At 65.4% G+C, this 15,604-nt stretch carries 19 protein-coding genes; 12 read left to right on the top strand and 7 right to left on the bottom strand.

What is annotated here, in order from left to right; all coding sequences use genetic code 11:
* The 3 genes from ACIQ42_RS06735 to ACIQ42_RS06745 form a co-directional block, all read left to right on the top strand.
* Positions 1–383 (top strand): ATP-binding cassette domain-containing protein (locus ACIQ42_RS06735; protein WP_397421443.1); only part of this gene is annotated, 383 nt, incomplete at its 5' end.
* Positions 384–391: 8 nt separating this feature from the next.
* Positions 392–1,828, top strand: coding sequence for an ABC transporter permease (locus tag ACIQ42_RS06740; RefSeq protein ID WP_397421444.1), 1,437 nt, complete (start codon positions 392–394; stop codon positions 1,826–1,828).
* The gene (locus ACIQ42_RS06745; RefSeq protein WP_397421445.1) at positions 1,825–3,090 is read left to right on the top strand and encodes a DUF3526 domain-containing protein; all 1,266 of its coding nucleotides are present in this window, start codon (positions 1,825–1,827) and stop codon (positions 3,088–3,090) included. The genes ACIQ42_RS06740 and ACIQ42_RS06745 overlap by 4 nt, the downstream gene beginning before the upstream one ends.
* A gap of 72 nt (positions 3,091–3,162) precedes the next feature.
* Here the strand turns inward: ACIQ42_RS06745 and ACIQ42_RS06750 are convergent, their stop codons facing one another.
* Positions 3,163–4,065 carry a hydroxymethylglutaryl-CoA lyase gene (locus ACIQ42_RS06750; RefSeq protein ID WP_397421446.1) on the bottom strand — a complete coding sequence of 301 codons (903 nt, stop codon included), beginning with the start codon at positions 4,063–4,065 and terminating at the stop codon, positions 3,163–3,165.
* Positions 4,065–5,744: an ArnT family glycosyltransferase gene (locus ACIQ42_RS06755; protein ID WP_397421460.1), complete on the bottom strand. Its 1,680-nt coding sequence runs from the start codon at positions 5,742–5,744 to the stop codon at positions 4,065–4,067. Before ACIQ42_RS06755 ends, ACIQ42_RS06750 begins: the two co-directional genes overlap by 1 nt.
* Before the next feature lie 44 nt (positions 5,745–5,788).
* On the opposite strand from ACIQ42_RS06755, the gene ACIQ42_RS06760 reads away from it, so the two are divergent.
* Positions 5,789–6,526, top strand: coding sequence for a glycosyltransferase family 2 protein (locus ACIQ42_RS06760; RefSeq protein WP_397421447.1), 738 nt, complete (start codon positions 5,789–5,791; stop codon positions 6,524–6,526).
* Between the two features lie 159 nt (positions 6,527–6,685).
* Complete coding sequence (locus ACIQ42_RS06765) at positions 6,686–7,000, top strand: DNA-binding protein (protein ID WP_397421448.1); 315 nt, start codon at positions 6,686–6,688, stop codon at positions 6,998–7,000.
* Here ACIQ42_RS06765 and ACIQ42_RS06770 read toward each other — a convergent pair.
* Both ACIQ42_RS06770 and phaR read right to left on the bottom strand, forming a co-directional pair.
* Positions 6,997–7,329 carry a hypothetical protein gene (locus ACIQ42_RS06770; RefSeq protein ID WP_397421449.1) on the bottom strand — a complete coding sequence of 111 codons (333 nt, stop codon included), beginning with the start codon at positions 7,327–7,329 and terminating at the stop codon, positions 6,997–6,999. The two genes, ACIQ42_RS06765 and ACIQ42_RS06770, sit on opposite strands and share 4 nt — an antisense overlap.
* Before the next feature lie 32 nt (positions 7,330–7,361).
* On the bottom strand, positions 7,362–7,973 hold the full coding sequence (gene phaR, locus ACIQ42_RS06775; protein ID WP_397421450.1) for a polyhydroxyalkanoate synthesis repressor PhaR: 612 nt from the start codon (positions 7,971–7,973) through the stop codon (positions 7,362–7,364).
* 181 nt (positions 7,974–8,154) lie between these two features.
* Between phaR and ACIQ42_RS06780 the strand changes: the two genes are divergently transcribed.
* The 3 genes from ACIQ42_RS06780 to ACIQ42_RS06790 all read left to right on the top strand — a co-directional run bounded on the left by ACIQ42_RS06780 (position 8,155) and on the right by ACIQ42_RS06790 (position 10,924).
* Positions 8,155–9,330: an acetyl-CoA C-acetyltransferase gene (locus ACIQ42_RS06780; protein ID WP_397421451.1), complete on the top strand. Its 1,176-nt coding sequence runs from the start codon at positions 8,155–8,157 to the stop codon at positions 9,328–9,330.
* A 48-nt stretch (positions 9,331–9,378) separates the two neighbouring features.
* Positions 9,379–10,104 (top strand): acetoacetyl-CoA reductase, encoded by a 726-nt coding sequence (phbB, locus tag ACIQ42_RS06785; RefSeq protein ID WP_397399983.1) that lies wholly within the window; start codon positions 9,379–9,381, stop codon positions 10,102–10,104.
* Positions 10,105–10,174: 70 nt separating this feature from the next.
* Positions 10,175–10,924: a DUF4908 domain-containing protein gene (locus ACIQ42_RS06790; RefSeq protein ID WP_397421452.1), complete on the top strand. Its 750-nt coding sequence runs from the start codon at positions 10,175–10,177 to the stop codon at positions 10,922–10,924.
* A 3-nt stretch (positions 10,925–10,927) separates the two neighbouring features.
* Here the strand turns inward: ACIQ42_RS06790 and gloB are convergent, their stop codons facing one another.
* Complete coding sequence (gene gloB, locus ACIQ42_RS06795) at positions 10,928–11,689, bottom strand: hydroxyacylglutathione hydrolase (protein WP_397421453.1); 762 nt, start codon at positions 11,687–11,689, stop codon at positions 10,928–10,930.
* A gap of 70 nt (positions 11,690–11,759) precedes the next feature.
* Here gloB and ACIQ42_RS06800 point away from each other — a divergent pair, with 70 nt between their 5' ends.
* Together ACIQ42_RS06800 and ACIQ42_RS06805 are read left to right on the top strand one after the other, a co-directional pair.
* Positions 11,760–12,524 (top strand): class I SAM-dependent methyltransferase, encoded by a 765-nt coding sequence (locus ACIQ42_RS06800; RefSeq protein ID WP_397421454.1) that lies wholly within the window; start codon positions 11,760–11,762, stop codon positions 12,522–12,524.
* A gap of 43 nt (positions 12,525–12,567) precedes the next feature.
* A complete protein-coding gene (locus ACIQ42_RS06805; protein WP_397421455.1) occupies positions 12,568–12,912 on the top strand; it encodes a P-II family nitrogen regulator in 345 nt (114 codons plus the stop codon).
* Positions 12,913–12,959: 47 nt separating this feature from the next.
* Here ACIQ42_RS06805 and metW read toward each other — a convergent pair whose 3' ends face one another.
* Positions 12,960–13,613 carry a methionine biosynthesis protein MetW gene (gene metW / locus ACIQ42_RS06810; protein ID WP_397421456.1) on the bottom strand — a complete coding sequence of 218 codons (654 nt, stop codon included), beginning with the start codon at positions 13,611–13,613 and terminating at the stop codon, positions 12,960–12,962.
* Complete coding sequence (locus ACIQ42_RS06815) at positions 13,610–14,767, bottom strand: homoserine O-acetyltransferase (RefSeq protein ID WP_397421457.1); 1,158 nt, start codon at positions 14,765–14,767, stop codon at positions 13,610–13,612. Before ACIQ42_RS06815 ends, metW begins: the two co-directional genes overlap by 4 nt.
* Positions 14,768–14,854: 87 nt before the next feature.
* Between ACIQ42_RS06815 and ACIQ42_RS06820 the strand changes: the two genes are divergently transcribed.
* The gene (locus tag ACIQ42_RS06820) at positions 14,855–15,346 is read left to right on the top strand and encodes a SixA phosphatase family protein (protein ID WP_397421458.1); all 492 of its coding nucleotides are present in this window, start codon (positions 14,855–14,857) and stop codon (positions 15,344–15,346) included.
* 1 nt (position 15,347) lies between these two features.
* Positions 15,348–15,604 (top strand): DUF952 domain-containing protein (locus tag ACIQ42_RS06825; protein WP_397421459.1); only part of this gene is annotated, 257 nt, incomplete at its 3' end.

Raw genomic sequence — 15,604 nt, forward strand, 5'->3', positions numbered from 1 at the left:
AACTTGAAGCGGCATTTGGGGCCGTCGGACTGGCAAGGGAAGCCTGGGGGCAGCGGGTCGCGGGCTTCTCGAAAGGCATGCGCCAGAAGACGGCGATCGCCATTGCAATCCTGCGCAGGGCACCGGTCTTGCTGATGGATGAGCCTACGTCAGGACTCGATCCGGGCGCCGCCGCCGATTTCAATGCCCTCTGTGGTCGCCTTCGCGATGAGGGCGCGGCGATTCTGGTCGTGAGCCATGACCTGCTGGGCGTCGTGGATCTGGCGGACAGGATCGGCTTTCTCGATCAAGGCCGGATCGTCGCCGAGGTCAGCGCGGAGGGTCAGGAGCGCTTTGATCTCCGCGCGCTGCATGATCGTTTTGCCCGGGCGCGTCCGGCGTGAAGCGGGCTTTGGCAATTGCCGCAAACGAAGTTCAACGTCTTGTGCGCAGCCGGGTCGCATTGACGGGCCTGTTGATGGTGCTGCTGCTGACGGTCGCTGCCGCCATTGCGTCTTCGGCCTACTACCGCGACCAGGGGGCGCTGCGAGGGCGGATGGAAGCCCAGGCGAACGCGGACTTCACCCAGCAACCGGACCGTCATCCGCACCGTGTTGTCCACTTCGGACACTTCGCCATGCGCCCGCCCAGCGGGCTGGCGGCCATGGACCCCGGTGTGGAGCCCTTCACCGGTGTGATGGTCTATCTGGAGGGGCACAGGCAGAACAGCGCCAACTTCGGTGATGCCCGTCAATCCTCACTGCTGGTCCGGTTTGGCCAACTCTCGCCGGCCTTTGTCCTGCAGGCCGTCGCCCCGCTGCTGCTGATCTTTCTGGGCGCGGGTATGGTGGCGCGCGAGCGTGAGCGCGGGACCCTGCGGCAGATGATGCTCGCCGGGGCGTCAGGTGGCGACCTGATGATCGGCAAGATGCTGGCCCTGGGCGCCGCGGCGGCTGTCATGGCGACGCCTGCGGTGCTGCTTGTCGGGAACCTCGGTCTCGATGGTCAGGTCGCAGCCATAACCGGCGGCATGATGCTAATGGGTTACGGAGCCTATCTGGCTTTCTGGGTCGTGCTCACCGTCCTGGTCTCCGCCTTGACCCCAAGCGCCCGTCCTGCGCTCGTTTTGCTTACGGCATTGTGGGCATTGAGCGTGGTCGTTGCGCCGCGCGTTGCAGCAGAAGCCGGCGCCGGGCTTACCCAACTGGCTACTCGCCTGGAGAATGATGTCGCGATCCAACGCGACCTGCGCGACATGGGAGACAGCCATGATCCAGACGATCCCTACTTCGACGCCTTCAAGCGGGCGACCCTGAAGCAGTACGGTGTGGAGCGGGTTGAAGACCTGCCGGTCAACTATCGGGGCCTACTGGGCATCGAGGGCGAACGCATGACCGCCAGCCTGTTCAATCGATACGCCGCGCAGAATTTTGCCGCCATGGCGGACCAGAGCCGGACAATGGATCTCGTGGCCGCCATAAGTCCTACCGTGGCCCTGCGTCGTCTCTCCATGACGACAGCCGGGACGGATCTCGCAACCTATCGTCGCTTTATCGATGAAGCCGAGCGCTATCGATATGAGCTCGTTCAGCGCTTGAACCGGATACAGGCCGAAAACGTCAGCTTCAAGGACGATGCCGCCAAGAGCAATGATGCAGCCGCCGAGGCGAGAAGCCGCGTCAGCGCCGACAACTGGCGAGCGACGCCGGCGTTCCGGTTCCCGCAAGAGTCCGTCGGTGAGACTGCCGCGCGCGCGACGCCGTCGCTTGTGGTCATTCTGGTCTGGCTCGCGCTCGCTGCAGGGTTCGCAAGCCTGGCGGCCTCGCGTCTTCAGCGGGTGGCCCGATGAGCGCCTTCACTCGAGAACTAGTCTTCTTTATCCGCCTGCGGTCGGGGATTGCCGCGCTCGCGCTCCTCTTGCTGCTGGGACTGGGCGGCGTCGCGTCGGGTCTGCTGGAAACGCAACGACAGCATGACGCCATCACCCGCATGCAGCCGTTGCAGGCGTCGGATGTCTCTGCGATTTCCGCCTGGGTATCGCGCAGTGGCGATCCCGGAAACGCGGCCTACTACACGTTCCACGCCACCTGGAATCCGCCATCGGATCTGGCCTTTGCGGCCCTTGGTATGGGCGATGTCGCGCCGTCGATCCTGAGAGTCCGGGCCCTCGGACTCGAGGCCCAACTCTACGAAGGCGATATCATAAACCCTGAAGTCGCGATGCCAGGCCGCTTCGACTTCGCCTTTGTGCTTATCTACGTCGCGCCCTTGTTCGTCATCCTGTTGCTGCACGATCTGTTTTCTGCCGAACGGGAGGCCGGGCGCCTGGGTGTTCTTCGGTCGACACCGCAGGCGACGGCGCGGCTATGGGCGCCGAGGATCGCGGTGCGGCTTGCAGGGCTGCTTGTCGCCCTGGCGCTCCCGTTCCTGCTGGGAGCCTTGATCGCCGGAACCCCGGGGTGGAAGACCGCCGCAGTCCTTGGATTGATTGCAGCCTATCTGGCGTTCTGGTCGCTTCTGTCGCTGGCCGTCGGCTGGCGTGGGACAACGTCCATCGGCAATGGCATGACGCTCGCCGCGCTCTGGCTTGTACTGGCGCTGGTGGCGCCTTCACTCGCACACGTCGCGATCAACACGGCAGTCCCGCTACGGCAGGGCGCGGAACTTTCACTCCTGCAGCGAAACGCCGTACATCGAGCGTGGGATATACCGAAAACGGCGACCATGGACGCGTTCTTCCAGTCTCATCCGGAATGGGCGGGCACCGCGCCCGTAACCGCACCCTTTCACTGGAAATGGTACTTCGCTTTCCATCAGGTTGGCGATGAGTCAGTCGCCACCCTGGCGCAGCAGTATCGCGACGGGATCCTGGAACGGTCACGTCTGGCCGAGCGGCTTGGCCTGATCCTGCCGACGGTTGGCGCGCAACTGGCCCTACATCGCCTGGCGGAAACCGATCCACGTGCGCAACTCGCCTATCAGGACCGCGTCCGGGCTTTCCACAAGCGACTGCGGACATTCTACTATCCGTATATCTTCAACGAGCGCCCGTTCGGAATGGAGGATTTCGAAAAGGCGCCCCGCTATGCGCCTGAAATCCAAGAGCCCTGACCGTTCAATCCCCGCTGTCCTGGCGACTTGAGACTTCGCCGCACAGGCTGGTCATCTTGTGTGACCCTTGAATTATCCAGGAACCGGAAACCCGCCCGCCCGGCTGACTGAAGCCGCTGGCGTCTTGCCCACCAGCGCTGACGCCCAGTTGCCGATCTCGATGAGCTTGCCCAGATCGTAGGTCGTCTCGAAGCCGGCGCGTTCCAGCATATAGACCAGATCCTCGGTGCCGATGTTGCCGGTGGCGTTGGGGGCGAAGGGGCAGCCGCCCAGGCCGCCGACGCTGGCGTCCAGAATGTCGACCCCGGCCTCAACGCCCGCAAAGGCGTTGGCCAGGCCGGTGTTGCGGGTGTCGTGGAAGTGCAGGCGCAGCGGAATGTCGCCGGTCAGCTTGCGAGCCGCCTCCACGCGGCGGCGCACCAGCCAGGGATCGGCGACGCCGATGGTGTCAGCCAGAGCGATCTCGGCCACCTTCAGGTCGGCGGCGGCCTTCACGATTTCCATCACCCGTGCTTCGGCGACCTCGCCTTCGAAGGGGCATCCGAACGCGACGGAGATCGTCATCGAGATTGGCGGGTCGTCGGGCGTTCGCATGGCCACGATGGCGGCCAGCGCCTCCACCTGCTCGGCCGTCGAGGCGCCCTGGTTCCGGATGCCGAAGCCGTCGCTCGCGCAGACCACCACATTGGCTTCATCGCACCGGGCCTCGACGCAGCGATCCCAACCGCGGGCGTTCAACACCAGGCCGATCCGCGAGCGACCTTGCGCATGGGGCAGGGCGGCCATGATTTCCTCGGCGCCGGCCATCTGCGGCACGCGCTTGGGGTTGACGAAGGAGACAACCTCCATGCGCCGTGCGCCGGCGGCCTCGAGCCGGGCGATCATGTCCAGCTTCTGTCCGATATCCAGCAGGGTCTTTTCGTTCTGCAGGCCGTCGCGCGGGCCCACTTCCACGATCTCGATCTTGCGTCCCATTATGGTGTCTCCCGGGCGTCCATGTCGGGCGCCACATAGACCCGCAAGGTCATCGGGTCGCCCTTGGAGTAGTTGAGGCCCTCGATCTTGGCCACTTCCTCGGCCCGGCCCCCGCGGGCCTTCAGCGCGGTGCGGAAGGCGGCCTCCTCGCGATCCTCGACAATGGCGGGGCGGTTCTCGACCACGGCGCGGGCGGCTTCGTCCGGTCCGTAAAGCTCGGTGGCGGTGCCCAGTGCGAAGACCAGACTGGGCTCGGCGAATCCCGCCACAGCGACGGGCGCCTCGGCCACCCCCTGTCGCGGCAGCAGCCGGTTGTCGCCCATGGCGCGTTCAAGGCGCGCCGACAGCCACAAGGGTTCAAGGCGCGGCGCCAGGCCTGCGGCCAACGCCCCATGACCGAGCACGCCCAATGTCAGCGCCGCTGCGGTCGCGGCGACAGGGGCCTTGCGGATGAACAGCCCCGCACCGGCAAGACCCGCACCGGCTAGCAACCCTGCCGTCAGGGTCGCGGCCCATAGATCGCCAGGGTCTCCGTACAGGGACAGCAGATAGACCACCCCGCCAGCCAGCGCGAGGCCGGCCATGGCGCAGAGGGCAGCGCCCATCCAGCGTGATACCCGCCCGATTGGCTCGGCCAGGGCGCGCGCCGCCAGCCAGGCCAGGGCGCCATAGGTGGGTAGCGTATAGTGGGGCAGCTTGGTGGGCAGCAGCTCAAACACGATCCAGGTCGGGACCAGCCAGGCCATTGCGAACCGCACCCCTGGTTCCTGCCGCCAGCGCCAGGCGCCAACCACCGCTGCGGGCAGCAACAGGGTCATGGGAAAGGCCAGGATCGGCGTCAGCAGAGTGTGATAGCCGAACGGCGCGCCATGCGTTTCCTGACCACCAGCCAGCTTGGGCGCCAGGTCGGACCCCACGGCCTGGGACCAGAAAGTTCCGTCGGTAGCGACCGTCACCGCCCCCGCCCAGGGCCCAACCACCACCAGCACGATCATAAGGCCCCACCACCATCGCATCTGGCCGAGCCAACCCGCACGACGGTCGGCAACGATCAGGGCCACGATCGCAAGCAGGGCCACCATCGGCCCGACCGGTCCCTTTATCAGTGTCGCCAGGGCGATACAGGTCCAGAACAGCCAGACCGCCGCGGAACCTGCCGCCGGTCCGCCGTTGCGGGCGGAATAGAGCCTGGCCAGAGCGGCCATCGCCAGCGTCGTCACGCCCGCCAGCATGGCGTCGGTCTTGGCGATGAAGGCCTCCGTCGAAAGCAGGAAGCTGGCCCCCAGCAGGGCGCCGGCTACCAGCGCCGTCCGGGCGTTGAAGAACGCCGCCGCCCCCCATACGCAGGCGGCGGCCGCCAGCATTGCGCCCAGCAGGGAAGGAATACGATAGGCCCAGATCTCTCGGGCTTCAGGACTTGAGAAGGTTGAGACACTGGCCGCCTGTAACCAGTGAATGCCCACAGGTTTCTTGAAACGGGGCGCATCCTGGAACTGGATGACCACGAAGTCACGGCTCTCCAGCATCTGGGCTGTAGCCTGGGCGAAGCGGGATTCGTCCCGATCCAGTGGCGGCATGGCCATCAGCCCGGGCAAGCCGGCCAGAAAGGCGATCAGGGCGGCAACCGCCGGACCCCGCCAGCCGCCGCTCCCTTTCGACAAGATTTCGTCCAGCGTCATGCGACTCAAATAGCACGATCCTTCCGCGCGCCGACTTTTCCGCTATGCAGACGGTCATGGTTTTGGCGCCTGAAATTTCTGTGGTCGTTCCGGTGTTCGATGAAGCCGGCGCAGCGCCCGGCCTGGCGCGCGAGATCGCGACCGCCTTTGCGGGTCGATCATTCGAAATCCTGTTCGTGGATGACGCCAGCCGGGATGACACCCGGGCGGCGCTCCATGCCCTGCGCGCCGAGATTCCACAGCTGCGCGTGCTGGCGCACCGGCGTAACTCGGGACAAAGCCGCGCCATCCGCAGCGGCATCCTTGCCGCCCGCGGACCGGTGATCGTCACCCTGGATGGCGACGGCCAGAACGACCCTGCGGATGGTCCCACGCTGGTGGACGCGCTTGTGGCGGGCGGGCCGGAACTGGCCATGGTCGGCGGCGAGCGTGTCAAGCGGCAGGACAGCCAGGCCAAGAAGCTGGCGTCACGCTTCGGCAACGGCATTCGCAGGCGGATGCTGCGCGACACGGCCCGCGATACCGGCTGCGGCCTGAAGGCGTTCCGCCGGGAGGCGTTCCTGAAGCTTCCCTACTTCGATCACATCCACCGCTATCTGCCGGCATTGATGTTGCGGGAGGGCTATGAAGTGGCGTTCCGGCCGGTCCACCACCGCCACCGGCAGACCGGGCAGTCGAAATACACCAACCTCGGCCGGCTGATGGCCTCGCTTTCGGATCTGCTCGGCGTCATGTGGCTGCAGTCGCGCTCGCGAAACCCCGGCGGCGTCGACGAACTCTGAGTTCCCGCGGTCAGGTCAGGGCGGTCAGGTCAGGGCGGACAGGATCAGGGTCACGACGGCGACATCGATGAAGCGGGACAGAAGGAGCAGCATGGGCAGGTCCGTGGTCGCGGGTTGCAAATACGGTTAAGCAAGAGTTGCGCCACAGGATGTCCCGGTATGGCCCTCTTCTTCGACGCCCCCTGGTTTGACGGAAAACTCGCCGAGCGCGGTCTGTCTCGTAGCGTGTTGGCCGCCATTGCTGGGTTGAGCGAGGATCAGCTCATCCTGGTCTTCAAGGATCAGATGGAACTTTCCGCCGGGCAGGTGGCGGCCTTTGCCGAGTTGCTGGGTGTTCCGGCGGCAGAGGTGGCCGACCGCGCAGGCGTCTCGACGCCCACCCCCCGGGCTTCGTCACAGGATGCGCGGATCGCCGCGCTGGAACAACGACTGGCTATGCTGGAGGCCGAGGTTGCGCGCCTGAAAGGCGGTTAGATGTCGCGGCTGCGGCGGCCTTGCCGGGCGCGACGGTCCCAGGATCCGGACCATTCAATGCGGCTGTAGGCGCTGCGCGCCCGCTCCAGGAGAGAGGCGCCCGCCCGAAGGCCGCGCCGCTCGCCATGTTGGCCGAGAAGCTGGGCGACGTAGCCGCTGTCCACATCGCGGCGCTCCTGACGGAAACCGGCTGATCCGCTCACCCTTTTGGATGTAGCCGGCAGACCGGTGGGGGCAACCTCGAAGGTCTCATCGACGGGCGCGTCCTCGTAGCTCGCCGCTTTTCGCGCCGAGACCGCCCGACGGATGCGGTCAATGCGGGACATCATGCCTCACAACCTGCAATGGACGGGCCACAGCCTCAGCCTTTCGCCAGTTTGTCCAGCTGCGCCTGCATGTCGGACATCTGCTTGCGCAACAGGTTCAGCGCCTCGTCGGCGGCGGCAGGCTCAGGTTTTGGCGGCGGCGCAGGCGCCGGCTGTTCGTTTCGCGCAAGAGGCGCATAGGCGAACGGCGAGAACATTTTCATGGCCTTGTCGAACAGCTGCAGATTCTGGCGGATCTGTTCCTCATAGGCGCCTGTCGACTGGCCGAGGCTGGAGAACTGGGTTCGCATCCGTTCCTGCTGTTGGGTGAAGCTGGACAGCGACAGCTCCAGATAGCTGGGCAGAAAGGCCTGCATCGAGTTGCCGTAGAACCCGATCAACTGGCGCAGGAACTCGATCGGCAACAGGCTTTGCCCCTGGCTTTCTTCCTCGAAGATGATCTGGGTCAGGACGGTGCGGGTGATGTCGTCGTTGGTCTTGGCGTCATAGACGACGAAATCGACGCCCTGTTTCACCATTTCCGAAAGGTGTTCGAGGGTCACGTAGCTGGAGGATGCGGTGTTGTAGAGACGCCGGTTGGCGTACTTCTTGATGACCACGCGTTCCCCCGGATTGACGCCGCCGCCGGTCTCTTGAGTGTCGGCCATCGCTGATCCTTGTTCCCGGGCCTGTTGGCGCGCCCCGCCGACCCATTTCTGCGGCGCAGTATCGCGGATGCGAGCGCTTTAGCAATTGCTCTCAAATCAATTGCGTGGCGGCCTTGCCCTCGGGGGACACGCGGTCGATAAATGATCCAACGAGGCCACAAAAGAACGTCAGGGATCCGCCATGAGCGACATCGTCATCGTTTCCGCAGCCCGCACGCCGGTTGGATCTTTCAACGGCGCGCTCTCCGGCCTGCCCGCCCATGAGTTGGGGCGGATTGCCATCCAGGCTGCGGTTGAACGCGCCGGGATCACGGCGGCTGACGTCGATGAGGTGATCATGGGCCAGGTCCTGCAGGCCGGCGCAGGCCAGGGCCCGGCCCGGCAGGCGGCGGTGAACGCCGGCATCCCCAACGCCAGTCCCGCCTGGAGCCTGAACCAGCTCTGCGGTTCCGGTCTTCGCGCCATCGCGCTGGCCGCCCAGCAGATCAGCGATGGTTCAGCCGACATCGTGGTTGCAGGCGGTCAGGAGAGCATGAGCCAATCGCCCCACGCCGCACACATTCGCAACGGCCAGAAGATGGGCGACCTTGGCTTTGTCGACACCATGATCAAGGACGGCCTGTGGGATGCTTTCCACGGCTATCACATGGGCCAGACGGCGGAGAATATCGCCAGCCGCTGGCAGATCACCCGCGGTGACCAGGACGCTTTCGCCGTCGCCTCCCAGAACAAGGCCGAGGCCGCGCAGAAGGCCGGCAAGTTCGTGGGAGAGATTGCGCCGGTTACGATCAAGGGTCGCAAGGGCGACACGGTTGTCGATCAGGATGAGTACATTCGCCACGGTGCCACGCTGGAGAGCGTCTCAGGTCTGAAGCCTGCCTTCAACAAGGAAGGTACCGTCACGGCGGCCAACGCCTCGGGCCTGAACGATGGCGCCGCGGCCATGGTGCTGATGACGGCCGCCGAAGCCAAGAAGCGCGGCCTGACGCCATTGGCCCGGATCGCCTCATGGGCCAATGCCGGTGTTGATCCGGAGATCATGGGTACCGGGCCGATCCCCGCCAGCCGCAAGGCGCTGGAGCGCGCCGGCTGGACAGTCGCCGATCTGGATCTTGTGGAATCCAACGAGGCGTTCGCGGCGCAGTCGATCTGCGTTGTGCGCGATCTCGGTCTCGACCCAGCCAAGGTAAACGTGAATGGCGGGGCCATCGCCATCGGTCATCCGATCGGCGCCTCCGGGGCCAGGATCCTGACCACACTGCTGCATGAGATGAAGCGCACCGGCGGATCAAAGGGTCTGGCTACGCTGTGCGTCGGTGGCGGCATGGGCGTGGCCATGTGCGTCGAGAAGATCTGAACACATAGACCCGGTTCAACCGGCGTCGGCGACAAGGGAGTTTGAGGCATGGCCAGGGTTGCGTTTGTCACCGGGGGAACCCGGGGCATTGGGCGGGCGATCTGCGAACGTTTGAAGGCGGATGGTATCCTGGTGGCTGCGGGCTACTCCGGCAACGATGCAGCGGCGGAAGCCTGCGCCCGCGAGCTGGGCGTGATGGTCGTGAAGGGCAATGTCGGTAACTTCGCAGACTGCAAGGCCGCTGTGGATGCGGTGACCGCTGAACTCGGCCCGATCGATATTCTGGTGAACAACGCCGGCATCACCCGCGACGGTGTGTTCCACCGCATGACCTCCGAACAGTGGAGCGAGGTGATCCGCGTCAACATGGACTCCCTGTTCAACATGACCCGTCAGGTCATTGAAGGCATGCGTGAGCGCGAGTGGGGCCGGATCATCAATATCTCCTCGATCAACGGTCAGAAGGGCCAGATCGGCCAGACCAACTATTCAGCGGCCAAGGCGGGCGTGATTGGCTTTACCAAGGCGTTGGCGCTGGAGAACGCGAGGAAGGGCGTTACGGTCAACTGCGTTGCCCCCGGCTACATCGACACCGAGATGGTGCAGGCGGTGCCGCCCAAGGTGCTGGAATCGATCATTGGCCAGATCCCCGCTGGTCGCCTCGGCAGCGGGGAGGAGATCGCCGATACGGTGTCGTTCCTGGCCGGTGAACGGGCAGCGTACGTGACCGGCACCACACTTTCGCTCAACGGCGGCCAATACCTGGTCGGGTGAAGACGGTCCTCCGGTCCAAAAAGCGCCCCGATCAAAGCGCATCTGCTCGTCTGACATGATGAGTTGTTGGATGGCGCATGGGCGAACCCTTGGCGCAGTGGTGCTCGGCGCCATTGCGCTGGGTCTGGCCTTGCCGGCAATTGCCGGGCCGACGGAGCGGGTTCGCGAGAGCCTGTTCCGCCGTCAGGTTGGCGAGGCGGCGGGCCCGCCGCTGGCGCGCTATGTCTCGGAGCAGGGTCGGGTCTTCATTCTCGATCGCAGCCAGCCGATCCCGATGCTGAAGTTCGAGGACAGTCCCGAAGTCTGGGCGCTGCAACCCTCGCCCGCGCCGCGTGGTGATCTGATCTACAAGAACGATCTGGGTGAGCCGGTGCTGCGGGCCACCCGCCTTGGCGGCTACACCCTGTTTACTGATACCCGCCCCAGCGGGGAGGCGGTGTCACTGATCGGCGGGGCCTCGCCGTTGCGTCTCATGGGGCTCAGCCCCCAGGCATTGGGCGAACGGCTGCTACAGGCATCCGTGCGCTCCGGTCGGGCCGCGCGGCGGCCGGTGATTTTCGAAGCTGAGGCTACGCCCGCGTCCGCGGCGCTCATCGCTGACGCGGCCACGGTCGTCAGCCTGGCCTTCCTCAAGATGGCTGGCCGGGACAAGGACAGGGTCCATCTTTCCCGGGTCGCCAGGGTGCAGTTCACCTCGGGCAACGCCGTCTCGGCCACCCTGGGTAACGGCGTTCTGCAAGTGGTAGTCGCGCCTTCCCGGGGCATGGCGGGCCGCCCGTCGTCCGACAAGCTGGAACGTCTGCTGCGAAGCGCGAAGTAGACCTTAGCCCTTGAAGTTGTCCTTGGCCGCCCGCACCGCCGCGAAGGCCAGGGCGTCAGGCTGACCGGTAGCCCCGACCCGGTTCGCCAGGGCTGGTGCCCGCAGAAACGGGTTTGTCGCCTTTTCCAGCCCGATGGTGGTGGGCACGGTCCACTCGTCACGTTCACGCGCTGCAAAGATCGCCTCTGCGCGGGTCTTCAACGCGGCGCCATCATCGACAGAGAGCGCGAACCGGGCGTTGGAGGCGGTGTACTCATGGGCGCAATAGACCCGGGTGTCATCGGGCAGGGCGGCCAGCCGCTGCAGGCTGTCCCACATCTGTTCCGGCGTACCCTCGAAAAGTCGTCCACATCCCAGCGCGAACAGGGTGTCGCCCACGAAAGCTACCCGATCGGTCGGATCGTAGAAGGCGATATGGCCCAGGGTATGGCCGCCGCTCTCGATCACCTGGAACCGGGTCTCGCCAAGCTCGACAACGTCGCCACCCGCCACCTCGCGGTCCAGCGGCGCAATCCGCGTCACCTCAGGCGGGCCAACAATCGTGCATCCGGTCATTGCCTTGATGTCGGCATTGCCGCCGGCGTGGTCCGGGTGCCAATGCGTGTTGAGGATCATGTCCAGCTCCCAGCCCAGATCGTCCAGCTCACGCAGGATCGCGCCCGCGTCGGGGGTATCTATGCAGGCGGTCTTGCCACTGGCCTCGTCGCGGATCAGGAACCCGTAGTTGTCCGAGAGGCAGGCGAATTGGTGAATGGTGAGCGGCATGGCAGGTCTCCCGGAACGTCGACATCGATTTAGGCTGGTCGAGACGCCCCGTCGAGCATAGCCATCATCCATGCGCCGCGACGTTCTTGAGCTTCGTCAGTTCTACGCCTCCGACCTGGGTCGTGCGGCCAGGGCCATGGTTGAGCGAAAGCTGAGCGAGGCATGGGGTGACACCCATGGGCTGGACGTGCTGGCGCTGGGCTACGCCACGCCCTTCATCACGCCCTTTCGGGCGCGCGCGCGCCGCGTGGTCGCCGCCATGCCGGCCCAGCAGGGGGTCGAGGTCTGGCCCGCCGACGGTCCAATCCTGTCAACGTTGACACCCGAAGATGTGCTGCCCTTCACCAACGCCCTATTCGATCGGATTCTGGTGGTGCACGGGCTGGAGGAAAGCACCGATCCCGTCGGATATCTGCGCGAAGTCTGGCGTGTGCTGGCACCATCCGGCCGGGCGATCATTACCGTCGCGTCGCGGACCGGGCTCTGGGCCAATACCGAACGCACCCCTTTCGGCCACGGGAGGCCCTATACCCGTGGCCAGCTGGCCGATCTGATGCGGGAGGCGGATCTGGAGCCCTCTGGCTGGACGCGTGCGCTATATCTGCCGCCGGTCGGCTGGATGGCGCGGTGGGCTGACGGTTTCGAGCAAGCCGGGTCCCGGCTGTGGCCGGGGTTTGCCGGACTGCTGCTGATGGAATGCACCAAACAGACCTTCGCTGTGAAACCAAAAGGCTTGCGATCCGTTGTTCGGACCGTTCGCCCTGTGCTGGCGCCATCGCCGGCCGGAACCGCGCGGCGCGGACAACGCTTGGCGCCGCCGCCCGGAAGGTCTTAGCTACACGTCCTAACTTTTCCTCGAACCGGAGGCGCGACGACCCATGAAACTGATCATCGCCGTCATCAAGCCCAGCCGCCTCGACGCCGTTCTTGATGCGGTCACCCAAGCTGGCGCGTCGGGCCTGACAGTTACCGAAGTCCGCGGCTACGGCCGCCAGCGCGGCAAGACCGAGGTCTATCGCGGCGCCGAGTACGAGGTGAAGCTGCTGCCTAAGGTGAAACTGGAAATCGCGGTCCCCACCGATATCGTCGAAGCCGTCGTCGAGGCCATCACGCAAAGCGCCAACACCAACAAGATCGGCGACGGCAAGATCTTCGTGCTGGATCTGGAGCGGGCCTTGCGTATCCGCACCGGCGAGGAAAACGCGGCGGCGATCGCGGGATAGGGCGCGCCCGATCAGGGTCGAAAAATCCCTGTTTGGTGGTCTCCAGGCTAACCGAACAGGTCGGATTTCGCGGGCGCAACGACCCCCGCTTCGGTCTTCCGGCTCAGCAGAAAAAGCGCCGTCTCGGCCCGCCAGTTCTCGATCGGCTGGCGTGGATCAATGCTGCGGGCCGGCTTGCCATCGGCCAGCGACATGCAGGCGTCGATCCTGAGACCCAGGTCGTCGCAGAGTGTCGTAAAATCCCTCAGCGTGCACAGGTGAATGTTTGGCGTCGACCACCAGGGTTCGGGCAGGGCGCCGGTTTCCGGCATCCGCCCTCGGCTCAGTAACGCCCATCGCACCTTCCAGTGGCCGAAGTTCGGCACCGACACCACCGCCTGTTCGGCAATCCGCAACAACTCCGAAAGGACATGCCGGGGCTCGCGCATCTGTTGCAGGGTTTTCGAGAGGATCGCGTAGTCAAACGCCCGCGTCGGAAAATGATCGAGGTCGCGGTCGCCGTCGCCCTGCACCACCGCCAGTCCGCGCGCCAGGCAGGCGGCGACGCCCTCGGGGCTGATCTCCAGGCCCTGGCCGTCGACACCTTTGTCGCGGGTGAGAAGCTCCAGCAGCGCGCCATCTTCGCAGCCGACATCGAGCACCCGTGCGCCGGGCCGCACCAGGCTGAGGATCTCGCGAAAATCCTCGCGGACGGCGCTCACCCAAGACCCCTGGCCTGAGCCTGGGCCGCAAGAAAGCCATGCAGGGTCTGGTGAAGCTGCGGGTCGTCCAGGAAGAAGGCGTCGTGACCCTTGTCGGTTTCGATCTCGGCGAAGCTTGCGCGGCAGCCGGCGCCGTTGAGCGCACGCACAACGTCGCGGCTCTCCGACGTCGGGTAAAGCCAGTCGGAAGAAAACGACAACACGCAGAACTTCACATGCCGCGCCCGCTGGAAGGCATTGGCCAGAACGCCGCCGTGCTGTCCGGCCAGATCGAAATAGTCCAGAGCCCGGGTGATATAGAGATAGGAGTTGGCGTCAAAGCGGTCGACGAAGCTGGCTCCCTGATGGCGCAGGTAGCTCTCCACCTGAAAGTCGGCATCAAAACCCCAGGACAATCCATCGCGCTGCAGTTCGCGGCCGAACTTCCGCTGCAGGGCGGATTCCGACAGATAGGTGATGTGCGCCGCCATCCGCGCCACCGCCAAACCCTTGTCGGGCCGCAACCCGGCCGCAAGATAAGCCCCGCCGCACCAGTTCGGGTCAGCCATGATCGCCTGGCGGCCCACTTCATGAAAGGCGATGTTCTGGGCCGAGTGCCTGGCGGCCGCCGCGATACAGACGGCGCTGAACAGTTTCTCGGGATAGTCTGCCGCCCACTGCAAGACCTGCATGCCGCCCATGGAGCCGCCGACCGCGGCGAACAGGGTTTCGATGCCCATGGCCTCGATGAGCATCGCCTGGGCGCGCACCATGTCCGCGATCGTGATCACAGGAAATGTCAGGCCGTAGGCGGCGCCGCTGCGGGGATCGGTCGACGCCGGACCGGTGGTGCCCATACAGCCGCCGACGACATTGGTGCAGATGATGAAATGCCGCGCCGGGTCCAGAGGGCGGCCCGGGCCGACGTAAAGATCCCACCAGCCAGGTTTGCCGGTGATCGGGTGGTTCGAGGCCAGGTGCTGGTCGCCAGTCAGGGCGTGGCAGACCAGCACGGCATTGGTCTTGCCGGCGTTCAGCTTCCCATAGGTTTCGTAAGCCACCTCAAGCGGGGCCAGGGTCGCGCCCGAATCAAGCCGCAGGGGCTGGTTCGCGGCGAACCGCCAGGTTCCGCCGCCGCGCTCGATTTCACCGGATATGGGCGCCTGCGCCGTCATGCCGCCTTGGACCGCCTCGCCCCATCACTGTCAATGGGTTGCAGCCGGCTGCGCGTGGGCTATGACAAGCCCCTCGAGGGAGCATTCATGGATCGGCTGATCCTTCTGCGGCACGGCAAGGCCGAACCGGACTCAGAAACCGGCGACGATTTTGATCGGCGGCTCGCGGCCCACGGGGCGGTCGAGTCGGCGGCCATGGGTCTGCGTCTGGCTGACCTGGGCTTTCGCCCGGATCTGGCGATGGTGTCGACCGCTGCGCGCGCGCGCGGAACCTGGGAGGCGGCGGCGCCTGCCTTTCCGGAAGCCCAGGTCCGCTATGAGGATGAACTCTATCACGCTGACATGCAGACGATCCGCCATGTGGCCCAGCGTGCTGCCGCCGAGGCCGACACGGTGATGATCGTCGGCCACAATCCGGGCCTGCAGGAACTGACGATTGCCATGCTGCTGGAGGGTCGCGCACCTGCGGGGCTGATCACCAAGGTCCAGCGGAATTATCCCACGGCCGCAGCTTCGGTGTTCCTGATTGATGGGGCCGGTCGCCCGCACTACGACGGCCTGTTCTTCCCGGAACGCTGAGATGCGCGTCTACAAGATACTTCCCCGCGGCGAGTGGATCACGGCACAGGCGGCGGGACGTTTCGAGGGCTCCGCCATCGACCTTCAGGATGGTTACATCCACCTCTCCACCGCTACGCAGGCAGGCGAAACCGCCCGGCGTTACTTTCGGGATCTGACCGGCCTTGTTGTCCTGGAGATCGAGGGCGATGACCTGGGCCCGGCCTTGAAATGGGAGCCGTCGCGCGGCGGCGACCTGTTTCCTCACCTCTATTCTGC

Origin of the sequence: Phenylobacterium sp. (genome assembly GCF_044372605.1) — a bacterium.
In the GTDB taxonomy this organism is placed as follows: domain Bacteria; phylum Pseudomonadota; class Alphaproteobacteria; order Caulobacterales; family Caulobacteraceae; genus Phenylobacterium.

Bases quoted from the DNA above. Each gene is read 5' to 3' on its own strand.
- ACIQ42_RS06750 (WP_397421446.1), bottom strand. From the start codon at position 4,065: ATGGGACGCAAGATCGAGATCGTGGAAGTGGGCCCGCGCGACGGCCTG.
- ACIQ42_RS06755 (WP_397421460.1), bottom strand. From the start codon at position 5,744: ATGACGCTGGACGAAATCTTGTCGAAAGGGAGCGGCGGCTGGCGGGGT.
- ACIQ42_RS06815 (WP_397421457.1), bottom strand. From the start codon at position 14,767: ATGACGGCGCAGGCGCCCATATCCGGTGAAATCGAGCGCGGCGGCGGA.
- ACIQ42_RS06765 (WP_397421448.1), top strand. From the start codon at position 6,686: ATGGCCCTCTTCTTCGACGCCCCCTGGTTTGACGGAAAACTCGCCGAG.
- ACIQ42_RS06770 (WP_397421449.1), bottom strand. From the start codon at position 7,329: ATGATGTCCCGCATTGACCGCATCCGTCGGGCGGTCTCGGCGCGAAAA.
- ACIQ42_RS06780 (WP_397421451.1), top strand. From the start codon at position 8,155: ATGAGCGACATCGTCATCGTTTCCGCAGCCCGCACGCCGGTTGGATCT.
- phbB (WP_397399983.1), top strand. From the start codon at position 9,379: ATGGCCAGGGTTGCGTTTGTCACCGGGGGAACCCGGGGCATTGGGCGG.
- gloB (WP_397421453.1), bottom strand. From the start codon at position 11,689: ATGCCGCTCACCATTCACCAATTCGCCTGCCTCTCGGACAACTACGGG.
- ACIQ42_RS06745 (WP_397421445.1), top strand. From the start codon at position 1,825: ATGAGCGCCTTCACTCGAGAACTAGTCTTCTTTATCCGCCTGCGGTCG.
- ACIQ42_RS06820 (WP_397421458.1), top strand. From the start codon at position 14,855: ATGGATCGGCTGATCCTTCTGCGGCACGGCAAGGCCGAACCGGACTCA.
- ACIQ42_RS06805 (WP_397421455.1), top strand. From the start codon at position 12,568: ATGAAACTGATCATCGCCGTCATCAAGCCCAGCCGCCTCGACGCCGTT.
- ACIQ42_RS06760 (WP_397421447.1), top strand. From the start codon at position 5,789: ATGCAGACGGTCATGGTTTTGGCGCCTGAAATTTCTGTGGTCGTTCCG.
- ACIQ42_RS06790 (WP_397421452.1), top strand. From the start codon at position 10,175: ATGGCGCATGGGCGAACCCTTGGCGCAGTGGTGCTCGGCGCCATTGCG.
- ACIQ42_RS06800 (WP_397421454.1), top strand. From the start codon at position 11,760: ATGCGCCGCGACGTTCTTGAGCTTCGTCAGTTCTACGCCTCCGACCTG.
- phaR (WP_397421450.1), bottom strand. From the start codon at position 7,973: ATGGCCGACACTCAAGAGACCGGCGGCGGCGTCAATCCGGGGGAACGC.